At 62.3% G+C, this 17037-nt stretch carries 15 protein-coding genes; 9 read left to right on the top strand and 6 right to left on the bottom strand.

What is annotated here, in order from left to right; genetic code table 11:
- Positions 1 to 13: 13 nt before the first annotated feature.
- The 3 genes from BUS06_RS34040 (at position 14) to BUS06_RS38625 (ending at position 3631) form a co-directional block, all read left to right on the top strand.
- Positions 14 to 1183: a GNAT family N-acetyltransferase gene (locus tag BUS06_RS34040; RefSeq protein ID WP_254369046.1), complete on the top strand. Its 1170-nt coding sequence runs from the start codon at positions 14 to 16 to the stop codon at positions 1181 to 1183.
- Between the two features lie 63 nt (positions 1184 to 1246).
- Positions 1247 to 1789, top strand: coding sequence for a DUF1003 domain-containing protein (locus BUS06_RS34035; RefSeq protein ID WP_074268653.1), 543 nt, complete (start codon positions 1247 to 1249; stop codon positions 1787 to 1789).
- A 261-nt stretch (positions 1790 to 2050) separates the two neighbouring features.
- Positions 2051 to 3631: a methyl-accepting chemotaxis protein gene (locus tag BUS06_RS38625; RefSeq protein WP_074268652.1), complete on the top strand. Its 1581-nt coding sequence runs from the start codon at positions 2051 to 2053 to the stop codon at positions 3629 to 3631.
- Positions 3632 to 3771: 140 nt separating this feature from the next.
- On the opposite strand, the gene BUS06_RS38000 is transcribed toward BUS06_RS38625, so the two are convergent.
- On the bottom strand, positions 3772 to 3942 hold the full coding sequence (locus BUS06_RS38000; protein ID WP_167379456.1) for a hypothetical protein: 171 nt from the start codon (positions 3940 to 3942) through the stop codon (positions 3772 to 3774).
- Between the two features lie 195 nt (positions 3943 to 4137).
- Positions 4138 to 5733: an FAD-dependent monooxygenase gene (locus tag BUS06_RS34025; protein WP_074268651.1), complete on the bottom strand. Its 1596-nt coding sequence runs from the start codon at positions 5731 to 5733 to the stop codon at positions 4138 to 4140.
- A 258-nt stretch (positions 5734 to 5991) separates the two neighbouring features.
- Here BUS06_RS34025 and BUS06_RS34020 point away from each other — a divergent pair, with 258 nt between their 5' ends.
- Positions 5992 to 7575, top strand: a complete 1584-nt coding sequence (locus tag BUS06_RS34020; RefSeq protein ID WP_074268650.1) for a DHA2 family efflux MFS transporter permease subunit — start codon at positions 5992 to 5994, stop codon at positions 7573 to 7575.
- An 82-nt stretch (positions 7576 to 7657) separates the two neighbouring features.
- Here the strand turns inward: BUS06_RS34020 and BUS06_RS34015 are convergent, their stop codons facing one another.
- On the bottom strand, positions 7658 to 8164 hold the full coding sequence (locus BUS06_RS34015) for a universal stress protein (protein ID WP_074268649.1): 507 nt from the start codon (positions 8162 to 8164) through the stop codon (positions 7658 to 7660).
- A gap of 151 nt (positions 8165 to 8315) precedes the next feature.
- Positions 8316 to 8873, bottom strand: a complete 558-nt coding sequence (locus BUS06_RS34010) for a glycine zipper family protein (RefSeq protein ID WP_083611723.1) — start codon at positions 8871 to 8873, stop codon at positions 8316 to 8318.
- A 178-nt stretch (positions 8874 to 9051) separates the two neighbouring features.
- Between BUS06_RS34010 and BUS06_RS34005 the strand changes: the two genes are divergently transcribed.
- From BUS06_RS34005 to BUS06_RS33995, 3 genes are all read left to right on the top strand, one after another.
- Entirely contained in the window at positions 9052 to 9609 is a 558-nt protein-coding gene (locus tag BUS06_RS34005; protein WP_083611722.1) for a helix-turn-helix domain-containing protein, read from the top strand.
- Complete coding sequence (locus BUS06_RS34000; protein WP_074268647.1) at positions 9606 to 10034, top strand: VOC family protein; 429 nt, start codon at positions 9606 to 9608, stop codon at positions 10032 to 10034. The genes BUS06_RS34005 and BUS06_RS34000 overlap by 4 nt, the downstream gene beginning before the upstream one ends.
- Before the next feature lie 127 nt (positions 10035 to 10161).
- Positions 10162 to 11055, top strand: coding sequence for an alpha/beta fold hydrolase (locus tag BUS06_RS33995; protein ID WP_074268646.1), 894 nt, complete (start codon positions 10162 to 10164; stop codon positions 11053 to 11055).
- 28 nt (positions 11056 to 11083) lie between these two features.
- Here BUS06_RS33995 and BUS06_RS33990 read toward each other — a convergent pair whose 3' ends face one another.
- Positions 11084 to 12793 (bottom strand): hybrid sensor histidine kinase/response regulator, encoded by a 1710-nt coding sequence (locus BUS06_RS33990; RefSeq protein ID WP_074268645.1) that lies wholly within the window; start codon positions 12791 to 12793, stop codon positions 11084 to 11086.
- A gap of 379 nt (positions 12794 to 13172) precedes the next feature.
- Here BUS06_RS33990 and BUS06_RS33985 point away from each other — a divergent pair, with 379 nt between their 5' ends.
- Both BUS06_RS33985 and BUS06_RS33980 read left to right on the top strand, forming a co-directional pair.
- Positions 13173 to 14009, top strand: coding sequence for a CHAD domain-containing protein (locus BUS06_RS33985; RefSeq protein ID WP_074268644.1), 837 nt, complete (start codon positions 13173 to 13175; stop codon positions 14007 to 14009).
- 398 nt (positions 14010 to 14407) lie between these two features.
- Positions 14408 to 15415, top strand: coding sequence for a helix-turn-helix domain-containing protein (locus tag BUS06_RS33980; protein ID WP_074268643.1), 1008 nt, complete (start codon positions 14408 to 14410; stop codon positions 15413 to 15415).
- A 60-nt stretch (positions 15416 to 15475) separates the two neighbouring features.
- Here BUS06_RS33980 and BUS06_RS33975 read toward each other — a convergent pair whose 3' ends face one another.
- On the bottom strand, positions 15476 to 16777 hold the full coding sequence (locus BUS06_RS33975) for an MFS transporter (protein WP_254369044.1): 1302 nt from the start codon (positions 16775 to 16777) through the stop codon (positions 15476 to 15478).
- Between the last annotated feature and the right edge of the window lie 260 nt (positions 16778 to 17037).

The following is a 17037-nucleotide window of genomic DNA, read 5'->3' as shown; positions in this document are numbered from 1 at the left end:
ATTCAGGAGTCCAGTGTCTACAGCCACGGCCGCGATGCTCGAACCCTCATCGCCAACAGCTTCGTTCCGATACGACGTACGATCGTGCGAGACGCTCGCTGCATTTCGCGCGTTGCAGCCACAATGGTGCGCGTTGTCCGCGACAGCAGAAGCGCATTCCCCGTTCAGTAGTTTCGAATACTGCGAGCTTGCGGTTGAACACGCGCTGGCGAGCGGTGCGGTGATCGAAGTCGCGATGGTGTACGGCGCGCACGAATTGCTCGCGTTGTGGCCGGTCGCGATTACTCGCAAAGGAGCGCTGCGGCTCGCGCATTCGCTTGGTTGCGGAAGCGGCGAGGAATACGGCGGTCCGTTGATCAAAGACACGCGGCGTACTGAGCTCTACGCGGCCGCGGTCGCTGCGATGATGCGGATTCATGCGGATGCGCTCGAAATTCCGATGGTCGAAAACGGCAGCGCATTGCAGCACGCATTGAGTGCTGCACCTGGCTCGTGGGTGCGGCGACGGCTGCCACCGCGCTGGCGCGAGTTGCCAGGATACGCGATCGGACTGCGCGCCTATCCGTCATGGGACGACTTCCTCGCGACGCGCAACGCTACGCTGCGCTCAGCCTTGCGTTCGAGTGTGAAGCGGCTGCGCCGCCACGGCGACGTAAGTTTCGGATGGTGCCGCACGGCCGACGAAGCGCAAAGCACGCTGACGTGGTTGTTTGAAAACAAACGCAATTGGGCTGTTGCGCGCGGGATCGGGTCGCGCTATCTGATGGACAATCAGGTGCGCGATTTTTTCATTGCGCTGGCGCGGCGCACAGACCTGTCTAACGTCCCGCTCGTCGCATTCGTGACGGTGGATGGGCGGCCGGTAGCGGCTTCGGTCAACCTCGTCGGCACGCGGACCGTCGAGTATTTCATCACGACCTATGACGAGGCCTTCGGGACGTTTTCGGTGGGGAATCTGCTCGTCGAGTTTCTCGCGCAATGGGCGCACGCGAATGGCCGCGACTTCGATTTCCGGCCGCTGCACGGCGACTATAAAGCGCGTTGGGCCGATCGGGTGACGCGGCATGAATCGCTACTGCTCGTGCTGAATCTGCGCGGGCGGTTGATCGAGTTGCCGTTGTTATGGGCGCTGGCGGAACGCGTGTATCGGAAGATAGCGGCGGTTTTAACGAAGCGACTGTAGGAGGCGAATTTCATCTCGCTCATGTAGATTGACGCGTTTTCCACCCAGAGCGAGTTCAACATCATGACGCCATTCGATCAAGCCAAAGCCGACAAGTCGTCCCCGAAACACGAACGTTGGCCGCATCTGCGGTTTCACCTTCCTTACAACCACGTAACGTCGACCTTCGGAGACGACTGGTTTGCGCTCAAGGCCGAAGCGTTCGCGCGCTTCTTCGGCACGCCTACGTTTCTCCTCGGGCAGACCCTGATCGTCGCAATCTGGGTCATCCTGAACATGACGGGCGTCACCAAATTCGACGTCTATCCTTTCATCCTTCTCAATCTTGCTTTCAGTTTGCAATCCGCCTACGCGGCGCCATTGATCCTGCTGGCGCAGACGCGTCAGGCCGATCGCGACAAGGCACTCGCAGATGCGGACGCCCAGCATCGGGAAGCGATCGCGAAGTCCGCCGAAGAGCGGCAACTGCAGATGGCTGAGCACACCTCACAGATGGCCACGCTGTTGAAGCAGAACACGGAACTCACCGAAATCACGCGGCAACTGAGCCAGAGAATCGAGGCGTTGACCATCGAAATGCATGCGAAGGTGCTGTCGGCAAGGTAAGCGCGGCGGGGAAAGAACACGTAAGCCTTTCTGAGGGCGGCCGACTGGTCGCCGCTTAAAGAATTGAGGCGATTTGCCGATAAAACATGGAGACCTTGACAATTCGAGCCACCGCACTGAGTGGAACCGGAATAGTGTCGCCTTCGTTTTCCACGTAGCGCAACGGGTCTCCTGATCACGTGTTGCTTGCGGGATGTGTCGCGACGCCGCGAAACGAGTCGGCGCCCGGTTCTGTCAGTCACAGCAAATAAGGACGTTATCTTGCCGTTTCTTAAGAACATGAGAGTCGTGACGCAGCTTGTTTCAGGCTTTGCGGTGGTTATCCTGCTGCTGATCGGGCTAGGGGCGTTTTCGCTCTACGAGGTGAGCGCCGAAAACGACCACGTCGCAGCGCTTCGCGATAAATGGTCAGCCAGTGTCAGCAGCAGTCTGCGGATGCAGAACGCTCTGAACCAGATCCGTCTCTCCGAGTTCCGCATGGCCTCCACCGACAAGGTTGCCGAGGCGCAGGCGGTGGATGCGAGGATGGCGCCGCGCATCGAGGCCTTCCGCAGCGCGAGTGCGGAATACGAAAAGCTCATCTCCGAGCCGGAGGAGAAGACGGCGTTTGCGGACATCCAGCTCCTGATGTCGCAGTACATGGACCTCGATCAGCAGGTTCGGACCGCGGCGAAAGCGGGCAATCCGCAGCAGGCCATGAGCGTCCTGACCGGACAGTCCGGGACGGTTCGCGATGCCATCGCGAAAGATATCGACAAGATCGTCGCTATCAATGAGCAAGGCACGTCGCAAGAAGGGAAGGTGGCCGACGAGGCGTACCACGCTGCGATCGCGCTGGTAGTCGGTTTGATCGTCGCGGCGGCTGCTGTCGCGCTGGGCGTGGCGCTCTTTATCGCCCGCGGCTTCGCGCGACAACTCGGCGGAGAACCTGGCGAGGCCGCGGCCATCGCGAGCGCGATTGCAGCCGGCAATCTGCGCGTCGCCGTGCGGTTGAAGGCGGGGGACAACATGAGCCTCATGCATTCGCTTGCCACCATGAAAGAGCAGTTGACGGGCATCGTCCGAGGCATCAAAAGCTCGAGCGAATCCATTTCCGTGGCGGCCGGCGAGATTGCGCAAGGCAACACCGATCTGTCCCAGCGAACGGAAGAGCAGGCCGCTTCCCTGGAGCAAACGGCGTCGAGCATGGAACAGTTGACCAGCGCCGTACGCCACAACGCGGACAACGCCAAGCAGGCAAGCCAGCTGGCCGGCGCGGGCTCGGGCGTCGCGCAACGCGGCGGTGCGGAGATCGGGCGCGTCGTTGCGACCATGCAAGAGATTGCCGAAAGCTCGGCGCGGGTCGCGGAGATTATTAGCGTCATCGAAGGGATCGCATTCCAGACCAACATCCTGGCGCTCAACGCGGCGGTCGAGGCCGCGCGCGCCGGCGAACAGGGCCGCGGGTTCGCCGTGGTAGCCGGCGAGGTTCGTGCACTCGCACAACGAAGCGCGAGCGCCGCGAAGGAAATCAAGGATCTGATTACGGAATCGGTGACGAGGATCGATACGGGATCGAAGCTGGTCGAAAACGCGGGCCGCACGATGGACGAAATCGTGTCCTCCGCGGGGCGCACGACCGACATCATGAACGAGCTTGCTGCCGCGTCCGAGGAGCAAAGCATCGGCATTGGGCAGGTGAATACCGCGGTTACCCAGATGGACGAAGTCACCCAGCAAAACGCGGCACTCGTCGAGCAGGCATCGGCTGCGGCGCAGGCGTTGGCGCAGCAGGCGCAAGCGCTGCGCGATGCGGTGTCGGTCTTCAGTGTCGATAGCGAGATGTCCTACGCGGCGCCGTAGAGCGTCGGCACGCAGGACGTCCGCAGAGTGCGACGTATGGCGGCGTCCCGCAATCTTCTCTTCCTCCTCTGGCTCTGAACCGCTGCCGATTACGCTGCGATCGCTGCCGCGATCGTTGACTCCCTGCGCGATACCGCTCGCTACGAACGGTCCCGGTTGCGAGTCCGGGTGGCGCCCGTGATGATCGCGACGCCGAGCATGATGACCGCGACGATTTCGATCGTGTGCTGCGAGACGTGCATGGCGATGAGCGCCCAGCAGACGCCGCCTATCAGAACGATCCAGCCGACTAGATAAATGACCAGGGTCATCGTGTTCTCCTTTTGTGGTCGACGGCTGCGACGGGCTGCCTGCCATGTTGCGCTTCATCCCGGTGCGGTCGTCGAATGATGGGGCCGGCGCGAGTTACCAGCCGGTCTGTTGAGTAGCAGATTCCGCGCCTGAGGAGGCGAGCTGAAGGCCGAGGCCCGAAGCCGGACTCTTGGCGACGCCGCCAACGCCACTAACTAATGTGTCCCGTCACCCACCCGCAAGCCGACAACGTTCTTCAGATAACGCTCGAGCGAAGCCACGTCCTCCGACTCACCACGTACCGCAACCACCTGGTCAGGCCTGATCAGCACCCATCCTGCGCCTTTGAACCCGTAGCGTCGACGCGCGTCGCCGGAAGGGTCGTCAGCAGCATCGAGCGCCACAACCTGGACCGCATCGTCATGCGCAGCAGCCAGCGTCTCGGCACGCGACACTTCGCTGCCTTCGCGAAACGCGATCAACGTGTGCCGTACATCCAGCAGAGGCCATAGCGTGCGCGGCGATCCATCGGCTGCATCGGCCCAGTGCAGATCCAGCGCACGTGTGCCGGGAAAGCCGCGCGACGGATGACGCGCACTTTCGGCGAGCGCAACCAGCGGGCCGTCGTGATAGGTTACGTCCGTTTCGGCCATCTCGGTACGCAACCGCTCCTGCAATGCCGGCACGTGATCGAGCACGGACACTGCTGCGTCGCGTGCGAGACGCGCAAGCGGATGCGGCGCCATGCCGACGTGCAGCAGTCTTGCCGCGTTGGCGATCACGTTGCGCGCAACCGGTCGCCGTTCGGCCTCGTAGCTATCGAGCAGCGTCGCGGCGTCGCCGCGTCCCTGAAGCACGTAGGCGAGCTTCCAGCCGAGGTTCGCCCCGTCCTGAATGCCGGTGTTCATCCCCTGGCCGCCTGCGGGACTGTGAATGTGCGCAGCGTCGCCCGCGAGAAATACGCGACCCGTGCGATAGCGCGCCGCGAGTCGCTCGTTGATCCGAAACGTGGACAGCCAGCCGGGTTCCGATAACGTCGCGCCCGGCGGCCCGTGGCGTGCGATCTTCTGCTGCAGTTCATCGAGGGTCGGCGGCTCTTCGCCGCGCGCCGCCGCTTCATCGTCGACGCGGCGGCTGATCACCCGCCATACGTCATGAGCGAACGGAAACAGCGCGACCGTCCCGCCGCCGTGCCACCAGATATGGATGCTGTGCCGGTCGAGATCGACCCCGTCGATGCGCACGTCGCCCAGCAGATAGGTGTCGGGTTCCGTGTCCCCCTCGAACGCGATATCGAGCGCATGCCGCACCGCGCTGCGCGCGCCGTCGGCGCCGACCAACCACAAGGCAGTCGTGTTCTCGATTCGTCCATCGGCATGCCGCAGCGTCGCGGTCACTGCGTCGGATGTTTCGCTGAGGCCAGTCAGTTCCACCCCACGCTCGATCACGCCGCCCATATCGACGAACTTCGCCGTGAGGATCGCTTCGGTTTGCGACTGCGGGAGCAGAAGGGGATTGGGATGAGCGCTGTCGATGCCGTCTTGCATCGACACGCGCGCAAGCCGCCGCGCGCCGTCGCCGAACGTCACTGCGCTCATCGCTACGGCCGCCTCGTCGAACGCCGCGCCGACGCCGAGGCTGCTCAACACTTCGAGGCTCGCCGGCCATACGGCGAGTGCTTTCGACAGGTCCGCAGGCTTCTCGAGCCTGTCGATCACCCGCGTTGCAATGCCGTAACGACGCAGCGTCAGCGCCAGTGTCAATCCTGTCGGCCCCGCGCCGGCGATCAAAACAGGGGTGTGCTGCTCCATGGCGAATTCCTCCCAAGATTGGTGGGTATCGGCATCAAGAGTAGATGCCGGACGACCCATCCGGTAAAGCCCGTTTTCAGCCCACGCAAATGGCACGCCTGCGCTACCCGCGGACGCCGCGAACATGCCGCCTTGGTGAAAGGCCCGATTGCAAATCTTTTTCAAAGCCGCATGATGGTGTAAGTATTTAATAAATGTGACGGAAGCGCGTACCATACGCAGGTTCGCCGTCCTTGCCCACACCACAAGCTCCGACTTATGACGCAGGAATCGACCCCTCCCGCCTCACCCGCAGCACCCGTCCAACATCCGCCACTACGAGGCGGCCAGCTTGTGATCGCCACGATCGTCGTGGCGCTGGCGACTTTCATGACGGTTCTGGACACGTCGATCGCGAACGTCGCGGTCCCCAATCTGTCGGGCAACCTTGGGGTATCCGTCGACGAAGGGACGTGGGTCATCACGATCTTCGCGGCCGCCAATGCGGTGTCCATTCCGCTGACGGGGTGGCTCACGCAGCAGATTGGTCAGATCCGGCTTTTCGTCGGCGCGATCCTGATGTTCGTGTTTGCCTCGTGGCTCTGCGGCATCGCCCCAGACCTGCCGTTCCTGCTGGGCGCGCGGATTCTGCAGGGACTCGTGGCAGGCCCGCTCATTCCGTTGTCTCAGGCTGTCCTGTTGAGTTCCTACCCGAAGGCCCGGGCCAACATGGCGTTGGCGCTCTGGGCGATGACGGCCACTGTGGGCCCGATCGCGGGGCCGGTGCTGGGCGGCTGGATCACGGACAACTACAGCTGGTCCTGGATCTTTTACGTCAACATTCCGGTTGGTTTCATCGCCGCCAGCGCCACCTGGTTCATCTACCGCAAGCGCGAAACGCCGACCAGAAAACTGCCGATCGATACCGTCGGTCTCGCGCTGCTCGTCACATGGGTCGGGTCGCTTCAGGTGATGCTCGACAAGGGACGGGATCTCGACTGGTTCTCGTCTTCGTTCATCGTTGCGCTGGCGCTGATTGCGCTTGTCAGCTTTGCGTTCTTCCTCGTGTGGGAGCTGACCGAGAAGCATCCGGTCGTCGACCTCAGGCTCTTCGCGTTGCGCAATTTCAGCAGCGGCACGATTGCGATTTCCGTCTCCTACGCGCTGTACTTCGGCAACCTCGTGTTGTTGCCGCAGTGGATGCAGGAGTACCTCGGCTATCGGGCTTTCGACGCGGGTCTCGTCACCGCGCCTGTCGGCATTTTCACGGTTCTGCTTTCGCCTTTCATCGGGCGCATGCTGCAGCTGGTGGACGCCCGGACGCTGGTGTCCATCGCTTTCGTGGGTCTGGCGGGCGTGTTTTTCATGCGCACGCAGTATCTGAGTACGGTGGACGCGTGGCATCTGGTGATACCTACTTTGCTGCAGGGCATTCCGACCGTCCTGTGGTTCGTTCCGCTCGTGTCGATCATCCTCTCGGGACTGCCGCCTGAACGCATTCCAGCGGCGGCCGGGCTTTCCAATTTCGCGCGTATTTTCTGTGGTGCGGTCGGCACGTCCATCGCGGGCACGGTCTGGGGCCACCGCACTGCCGTGCATCACGTTCGACTCATGGAGCAGGCGAACATCGACAATCCGGTTTTCAATTCAGCCATTGCGTCGTTGCAATCGCAACTACATCTGGACGTGGGGGCCGCGCACGCAATGTTTGAATCGATGGTCACGAGTCAGGCTGCGGTCATGGGACTGGACGACTTCTTCTATGCGTCCACGTTCATTTTCATCCTCATCATCCCGCTGATCTGGATCACCCGGCCGGCGAAGGGCGGAGCGGACTCTGGAGAAGCGTCCGCCGCGCATTGAGCCTGGCCGGGATCTGCGGCACGGTGCGAAACTTCGAATAGCGGCGATGCAGATGTGGCGACCGACCGGTGAGGCACTCGCCTTACCAGGTGCCGGCGGCCGTCACATCGATCCAGCGTCTGCCGCCACGGCGCGCCGGATTGGCCACGGGCTTGTCGCTGACGATCTGCGTTGGCTGGCTGGAGTGGCGCATCACCTCCGCTGCCACGTCTTCGCTCAGCCAGTGCCAGCGTGACGCGCTTCGCCTGCCGAGAAGAATCAGGTCGGCACCGGTCTCTTCCGCGACGGCGGCAATCGCGCGACCCACCGTCATGCCCGAAAACGGCAGCGTCACCATGCGGACTTCCGCCGGCAGCGCATGAGTATCCAGCACACTCCTGACGTGCGTGACGACACGGTGTCCGTGTGCTTCCATGGCCTCGACGATCAGGCCGAAGTTGCAGTCCGCACCCCCGATATAGCTGGGCGATGGATCGACTACGTGCAGTGCAACAACTTGCGCATCGTACTTTCGCGCGGCTTCGATGGCGGGTGCCAGGACGCTATCGGCGGAGCTTGTACTGACTGCAACGAGAATCTTCTTGAACATGATAGGTATCCTCAAGTATTTGCCAGGCAGGGCACGGCAGCAGGTTGGTGCTCTGCGTGATCCATGGCCGCATCATCGCGCGGCAGAGTGAGCAGGAAATTAGCGCGGGCGCTCAGCAGGTTTGCCTGGTAAGCCCGCTCAGTAGGCCCGCTCAGTAAGCCCAGTAACCGTAACGTTGCGGGTAGCCGTAAACAACCGGAGCCGGCACAACTGCGACAGGCGGCGGAGCGTAGGCCGGCACCGTGCTATAGACGGCCGGCTGGGAAATGGTGTTGCCCTTTGACGCCATACATTGCGCGTAGGCGGCGTCGTAGCGCGACTGCAGGCTGGCCGAGGTGGCTTGCGTGTTGTTTGCGCCAACAGCACTGCCGAACAGGAGGCCCGCGCCCGCGCCGATTGCTGCGCCGATGCCGGCATTGCCCGCTGCTGCACCGAGCAGCGCGCCGGCGGCCGCACCGCCCACGGTGCCGACGGCCGTACTGCCGACGCCTTCCGGTATTGCGCTATGGGCCGGTGCGCCGGCATTGTCGGAACGGAATGCGTAGTCGCGGCAGGTGTAGTCTTCCTGCTGGAACACGTTCATCGGTTTGCCGCTGGGCGGCAGTGCGACGACTGACGGGCCGGACGGCGGAATAACGGCGCAGCCGGTGAGCGCAATGGCGACGAGCCCTACGGGCAGGGCCAGGCGAGTGATTCGTACGAGCTTCATGATGTTTGCCTCCTCTATTCGATGACGCCATCTTGAGGGGGCAAACTTAGCGGCGAATTAGGCTGATGCAGTGCGCTGTGTGTGGGGTGGACCTCAGCGCTGCTCGATGACGCGGGGACGCACGGTTGAACGTGCATAATCGTTGTTTCGAACCGCAACCGCAGCGCAAGGAGACGCCATGCCAAGGGACCGGGCAGACCACAGCGGCGGACCGCTCGCCCGATCCTCCGAAGCAGCCACCTTCGATGTCAAAGCCAGCGCCCTGCAAGACCCCGCCTTGCTGCGCCGTCTGCTGCGCGCCAAAGATCGCATGGATGCCGCCTCGCACGAGGCATGGCCCGTCAAGCGGCTGGCCGAGGTCAGCGGCGTCTCCGAAGCCCATTTCGCGCGCTCGTTCAAGCAGGCCTTCGGCGTTCCGCCACACCGTTACCTGCTGACTCGCCGCATCGAGCAGGCGACCACGCTTCTGCGCGACACCGAGCTAAGCATCACGGAAATTGCCTTCGCGACAGGTTGGGAGAGCCTCGGCACTTTCGGCCGCACATTCCACGACATCACCGGACGCAGCCCCAGTGCCATGCGCCTCGAGGCCCGCGCCAACCTGCCTGGACTTGACCGCATGCCTGCCTGTGTCGTGAAGGCCGCGCAGCGCCCGGATCTGACGATCGCAGTTTTGGAGAAGCGCCGCCGCGTGGTCACAGGTACAGTGCGGCCATCCATCAAGGAGGTGTCATGAACCAGGGTATCAATGTAGTGGGCCTGTATGTCGACAACCAGGACGAAGCGCTCGCGTTTTACGTCGACAAACTCGGATTCAATGTCCACACGGACGTGCGTAACGGTTCCTATCGCTGGCTCACGGTCCAGCATCCGGAACAGCCGTCGTTCCAGCTCGGGCTGTTCACGCCCGGGCCGCCGATTCACGACGAAGCCACCGCGCAAACCCTGCGCGCGATGGTCGCCAAGGGGGCGATGCCGCCTCTCGTTCTCGCAGTGGCCGACTGCCGCGCCAGCTATGACCGTCTGAAAGCGAGCGGCGTGGAATTCACCCAGGAACCGATGGAGCGCTACGGCAGCATCGATGCCGGTTTCCGCGATCCCGCTGGCAACGGCTGGAAGATGATCCAGTCCGCGCCGGCGAAGGCTGCCTCATCGGCGTAACCGGGTCGCCGCGCCGACCTCAGTGCCCGGCGAGAAACGCGCTTACGTCCTGGCCGCAGACGCTTCGCATCCTCCGGCATAATCGGCTGAACGCTTTATTGTTTAGTCTTGCCGCTCTGGAGGCGTCATGCTTAAAAGCATTGCAACCAATCTGCTCGAGATTGCCTATGACGAACAAGGCGATAGCGCAGGATGGCCGGTTATTCTGCTGCACGGTTTTCCCTACGATATCCACGCGTACGACGAAGTGACGCCACGCCTGACGGCCAAAGGCGCGCGCGTTATCACCCCTTATCTTCGCGGCTATGGGCCAACGCGCTTTCTCGACTCGACCACACTTCGTTCGGGCCAGCAGGCCGCACTCGGTGCGGACCTGTTGGCGCTGCTCGATGTGCTTCAGATCGAACGGGCCGTGCTGGGCGGATATGACTGGGGCGGCCGCGCCGCGTGCATCGTGGCGGCGCTGTATCCGTCGAGAGCGCGAGGCCTTGTCTCGGTCAACGGCTACAACATCCAGAATATCGCCGCTGCCATGCGGCCGAGTACGCCGGAAAAGGAATATCGCTTGTGGTACCAGTATTATTTTCATGGCGAGCGCGGCCAGGCTGGACTGACCGAAAACCGCTTTGAGTTTTGTCGCCTGCTGTGGTCGTTATGGTCGCCCACCTGGCGCTTCGACGACGATACCTACGCTCGCTCGGCGGCCGCCTTCGATAATCCGGACTTCGTCGACGTGGTGATCCATTCGTATCGGCACCGTTACGGACTCGTCGATGGCGATCCCCAGTTTGATGAAATGGAGCGGCGTTTATCGTCCACACCGTCGATCACCGTACCAACGGTCACGCTAGAGGGCGACGCCGATGGCGTTACGCCGCAAGGAGGAGGGCAGGCGTCCCTGAAGCAGTTCACCGGGCGCCACGAGAACCGCGTCGTGCCGAATGCAGGTCACAATCTCCCGCAGGAGGCACCGGAAGCGTTCGCCAGCGCAATTCTCGACGTCAACGCGTGCGCGGGTTGATGGGAGAGGAAGACGCGGTACCGCCCGATCAGACAATGCCGCCGAGTTTTCCGCCGGCACGATTCGCCAGAATGTAGCGCAGCTTGTCGAGCGACAACGGCTTGGTGAGGTGATAGTCGAAACCCGCTGCCAACGCCCGGGACTTATCGGACTCCGCGGCATAGCCAGTCAATGCCACGAGCAGGACGTCGTCGAGCTGGCTGTCGGACCGTACCGCATGGGCGACCTCGAAGCCATCCATGCCGGGCATGCCGACATCGATGATGGCAACCTCGGGCAATTCTTCCTTGATCAGACGCACCGCTTCGCGTCCGCAGTCGCACATCGTGACGTGATGTCCGTCGAGCTCCAGCAGGATGCCGAGCGACTGCAACGCATCCGCGTTATCGTCGGCGAGCAGCAGACGCACCGATCCCAGGCCTAGCGATTCGGTCGTATCGCCCGTGGCCGCCGATTCGTCGCGGACGCTCAGGATGGGCAGACGCAGTGTGACCGAAGTGCCCCGCCCACTGCCTCCGCTTTGCAGCGAGATCGTCCCGTCGTGAAGTTCGACCATGCGCTTGGCCACGGCAAGACCAATTCCCAGTCCACCTTCGGAACGGGCATTGCCGCGTGCGGACTGGGCGAAAAGTTCGAAGACGTGCGGCTGGACCGCGCTGTCGATGCCAATGCCGTTGTCGTTTACTTCGATGACAACCACGTCCTTCTGTTCCGGTTCGCGATCTTCGGCCACGATCTTTACCGCCAGTTCGATGGTCCCGCCGACCGGCGTGTACTTCGCGGCGTTGGACAGCAGATTGCCGAGCACCTGGCTTAGCCTGATGTGATCGGCGCGGACGGGCACCGGTTTCTCGAGACCGGTCAACCGGAGTGAGTGGCGCCGCGACTGGATGTGATGCTTGACCGCGGTCACGGCATCGAAGGCAATTTCGTTGAGCGTGGTATCGCTATGTTTGATGGCGAGCTTGCCATGCTTCAGTCGCGCGGCATCGAGCAGGTCGTCGACCAGCGTTCGCAGATGCCTCATCTGCCGCTGCGCAATGGTCAGGACTTCGACCGCTTTTTCGTTTTCCGCACAGAGCTTGATGGCTGCGCCGACTGCGCTGTCGATAGGCGCCATCGGGTTTCTAAGCTCGTGTCCGAGCATCGCTATGAATTCGCTATGCCGGCGCTCGCTTTCCTCGCCGGTGTCACGGGCATCCACGGTGGTCAGCGCGGCACCGGCCGAGACCGCCAGGTCCGAGAGCAGGCGCACGTCTTCGAGATCGAACTGGCGTGCCGGGATGTGCGACATCACCCATATCGCGCCGACGAGCCCGTTCTCAGTCGGAATCGGAACGATGAGTCCTTCGACAATCTCCACGCCGGGAAACTGCAGGCTGGGAAAACTATCTTGCGGGCGAAGAAATAATTGGGGTTCTGCGGATTCCACCGCTAGCCGGCACGGACATTCGTGCCATGCTGTCGTTTTGCCTTGCAAGCCTACGCATAAGCCGGCCACGGCCAGCCACCGAAAGTGCCGCCCGGCGTCGACGCCTTCCATGAGACTGATGCCTGCGCTACCCGCATCGCAGAGCGACAGGGCGGCGTCGGCTATCTCCTGCAAGAGCCGCTCGCGCGATCCCGACTGGGCGCGCGCGAGCCTCAGCAATACGCGGTTTTCCGCGGCGTGGTCCGCCGGCCGCGCGGAACGCATGCGGAGTTCATCCGGCTGTGCGGTTCTGTGATTGCTTTCCATGGCATCGAGGCGCGCTGAGAAAGGGCAGGTGAATTGTTGCGATGGGAAGGCTGCATGAAGCCCCGCAGGACGATAGGATGACATCTCGCGGCAAAGGCACGTCTGGCAGAAGACAAGGATTGACTAACTGATCCGAAGAAGATTGTACGAGGCTTTAGCGCGCAGCGGGCGTGAGTCCACATACACGTTGTCGGTACTCTGGTCACGGCGCGCGTCGAGGAATTGGGTTTATCCGCGACGGGTTAACCCGGAACGCCTGCGAGTGCGCCTTCGCCGCGGCGGCTTGCGTGTGGGTACACAGGTTGCTTACGATAACAAAGGTGCCCCGCATGCAGGATGCCGTGACCGCAGAACCGGTCGGCCACCAGCAGGAGACGAGATGAAAACGAATAAGGGACCGGGCTCCGCCGAACCCGACGCCGCTGAAGCGCACTTTTCGGACTATGCCAGGCCGTTGATTGACGAGGCGAATTCATCTGCTGCAGCGCTGCGCTCGGACTCCGACGCCGAGGTGCTGCACAGGCTGCGGGTTGCGCTCAGACGCCTGCGAACGCTGCTCTGGGCCTACCGGCCGCTGCTTGGCGAGGAACTCGAGGAGCGGCAAGGAGAGCGTTTCAGGTCTCTCGCAGGCGCGGCCGGCAAAACCCGCGATTGGGACATCCTGATCGAGTTGCTGAATGAAGCCTTGGGCGAGAAGCGGGCGCCGACTGAGCGCCTGCTTTCCGCACGCGCCGCTGCGCTAAGCGACAGCCGGGAGAGGCTGGCTCATGCCGGCATCAGTTCGGAATTGCAGGACGCCCTGAACGATGCGAACGACACCTTGCGTCAAACGCGCAAACCCACGTCGTTGAAGAAGTTTGCCCGCAAGCGCGTGGCGGCCGCGGAGAAATCGCTCCACAAACGTGTGCGCCGCGCCCGGGACGCTAAGGGCGCCGAATACACCTCGTATCACGACGTCCGCAAGGCAGGGAAGAAGGTTCGCTACCTGCTCGAGTTTTTCGAGCCGTTGCTGTCTAGCAGGCAGTTGAAAACGCTGAAGGGCTTGAAGAAGCTCCAGAAGCGGTTCGGCGCACTGAACGACGTGGTGGCGAGCGAAGAGCTGTTACGGAGCAGCAGCCGCGACTTGTTCAGCAATAGCCGATCTGTCGCTACGGCTCTGGCGGCCCTGGAAAAGCAGCGCAAGCGCCGGGTTCGCGCTGCGGCGAAGCTGCTATGAACGGGCAGTAAAAAATTCCCAAAAACTGGCACGCACGGTCAAGCCTGCCAGTAAAAAACGGTCAGAATGGCGTCCGGTTGCTAGAGCGGGCGGAGAGACCCAATGAGCAATCCGTCTAAAAAATTAAAAACAAAATAAGAAAAACAGACCGGTTACGGTCGGTGAAGGATCTGGCCATTCCAAGGGCTATGCCAGAACCTGAGAGAGTTCATATGTCGCATTGGCGGCCTGGTTGTATCGTCTGCGCAACTCGCCCGGCTGGTTTTGACGCCGGGCGAATTCTTTTTCGTCCTCCAGTTTGGGAAAAATTCATGCAAGGCGAATTTTTCGGTTAAATTTCAGGAGCGACCACCCCAGCGGACCTCTGGGGGACCATTCCAGTACAAGAATTGCGTTACATGAACTCCCGCGTTAATCCGGCTGATCTGCGCCGCCCGATGAAACAGGGCATTGCGTACAGCCATTTCAATGTGCAGGCGGAACCTCCGCAGCGGCGTTTACTCGCCTGGCGCGATCGCGTCGGCCATGTTATTGACGTCCTGCCCTCGCGGTCCGATCTTGAAAGGCCCTTCCGGGCTTCGATCGACCGTTATCAGGTCGGCGATCTGGTATTCACCGACTGCCGCTCCGATCTGATGGTGCTCGATCGCTCGTTGGCCCGGATCTCGGTCGACACCGTGCGTGACTTCGTCTTCCACGTATTTCTGGAGGGCGGAATCGCGAACATCGCCCTACCCAGGCAGCGCGAACAGACGCCTGCTGTTGCGAGGATCGTCGCACTGGATATGGGTCAGCCCGTGCGCATGCAGCGCAACGACTGCAGGGTGCTGACGTTTTTTGTACCCGGCGAACTCGTGCAGGAAGTCTTTCCCGATCCGGAAGCTATCCACTGCCGTACGCTTTCCGCTGCAGCGCCGCTCGCGGGGATGATCGTCAGGCACGTGTCGGCGCTCGCGCAGAACATCGGCAGCATGAGTGCCGGCGAAGCGGACAGCGCCATCCGGGCGGGAGCGCAACTGCTCGTCGCGGGGTTCGGCAAGGACGCGGGGCTGAGCGGCAATGCTCGCGCGGCGGCCCGGTCGGTCATGTTCGATGAGGCGCGGCGCTATATCAAGTCGCACCTTTACGAAGAGACGCTTTCGCCCGAGAGCGTGCTCGGCGCGCTGCCTTTTCCGCGCAGGAGTCTGTATCGCCTGTTTGAACATGAGGGCGGTCTGAGCGCGTATATCCGTCATCTCCGGCTGCGCAGCGCAGCCGAAGATCTGACGCGCTACCCGCATGCGACGGTGACGGAGATCGCCTACGGCGTGGGCTTTAAAAGCGCTTCGGACTTTACGCGGGCATTCCGGCGGGCCTTCGATATGGCGCCGCAGGATTTCCGGGCTTTGGCGGCAGAGGCGACCTAGGCCGGCTGGCTGACGCACGGCCGGTTTGTGCACGGCCAACGCAAGCGCCATCTCTGTCAGTCAGGGTTCGCGCGGCCGCTCCCGGAACAGCATCAACGCACAGAAGCTCACCGCACACGCCGGCGCCACATACCATGCCGCAGACATTGGATCGCCGGTCCATTTGATCAGTCCCGTCACGATGAATTGAGCGGTGCCGCCAAACACGGCGACATTGAGTGCATGTGAAACCGCCATGCCGCTGGCTCGCACCTTGACAGGAAGCGCTTCCAGCACCAGCAGGGTGGTCACGCCGGCGCCCAGCGCCAGCAGGACGCTAATCAACCCGACACCGCACAGGATAGGCAACGCGCTTTTCGCGTGGGTGATCAGCAGAAACACGGGATAGACCAGCAAAGCCATACCCGCCGAGCTGATGAGCGCCAGTGGCTTGCGGCGCCGCAGACGGTCAGTGAGGCGGCCGGCAAAGGGAGGAATGCCGACAAGCAGCACGGTCGAGCACGCCGATACCAGGTAGCCGGTGATGGCGGGCATATGCATCACCCGGGTCACATAGCTTGGCATGTAGTAGACGGTCGTGTAGACCGGCAAGGTTTGCCCCATCAACATCAGCGTGGCCAGGATAACCGCTGTGCCGTGTGTGCGAAACAGTTCCGCCAACGGCATTCTCGTGTTTTCTGCCGTGGCGCCACGAGGCGGATCTTCGCGAAGCCGAAGGCGAACGTACAAACCGACCGGTGCGATCAGCAGGCCGATCAGGAACGGCACGCGCCAGCCCCACGCGGTAAACGCTGCGGGAGACAGTGTGTGACTGAGTAGCACTCCCAGGCTTGCTCCGACCAATGCGGCGGCGCCCTGGCTGGTGAACTGCCAGCTGAGCAGATAGCCCCGGCGCGCTGCGGGCGCAGTCTCCATCACGAAGCTCGCGGCAACGCCAAGATCGCCGCCTAGTGCAAAACCCTGCAGCGAACGGCCCGCGACGACAATGAGCGGAGCCGCCACGCCTATCGTCGCAAACGGCGGACACAGTCCAAGCGCAGTGGTGCCTGCCGCCATCATCCAGGTTGTCCTGACCATCGCGGCGCGACGCCCCACGCGGTCCGCGTACGCGCCGATCATCATCGCGCCAAGAGGGCGCATGAAGAAGCCCACGCCGAACGTGCCGACTGCGAGCAATAGCGACGTCAACGGGTCTCGTGCGGGAAAGAACTGCTCTCCGATCATTGCTGCGAAGAAGCCGTAAACGGTGAAATCGAACATTTCGAAGCCGGTTACGAGCGATGCTGCGACCACGGCCTTGAGCAGCTCGCGGCGATCTTCCTGATTACTGTCCGGTTCGTCGCCTGTCGCGACAGGAGGCATGCGCATTCTTTTTCTGGAGTGGTCAATGTGGATGCGTGAGCTTCGAGTCGCAAAGTGCGGGCTCACTGCAAGGTGCACCGCAACATATCACGGGCGCGCATTTGAAGCTCGACAGAGTCCTCGAATTGCGAGGTAATTGTTACCTTTTAAACCATCGTTCATTCGGCTTCAGGCGCATTCGACCTGGCACGAAGGCCGGTTGCGATCGGCGTCGGCCCTGTCCAGCAAGGCTCGCAGCAATCTGCATGTGCCATTGTGAG

The sequence above is a fragment of the Paraburkholderia phenazinium genome, from assembly GCF_900141745.1.
Lineage (GTDB): Bacteria > Pseudomonadota > Gammaproteobacteria > Burkholderiales > Burkholderiaceae > Paraburkholderia > Paraburkholderia phenazinium_B.
This window is presented reverse-complemented; position numbering and strand designations above follow the sequence as displayed.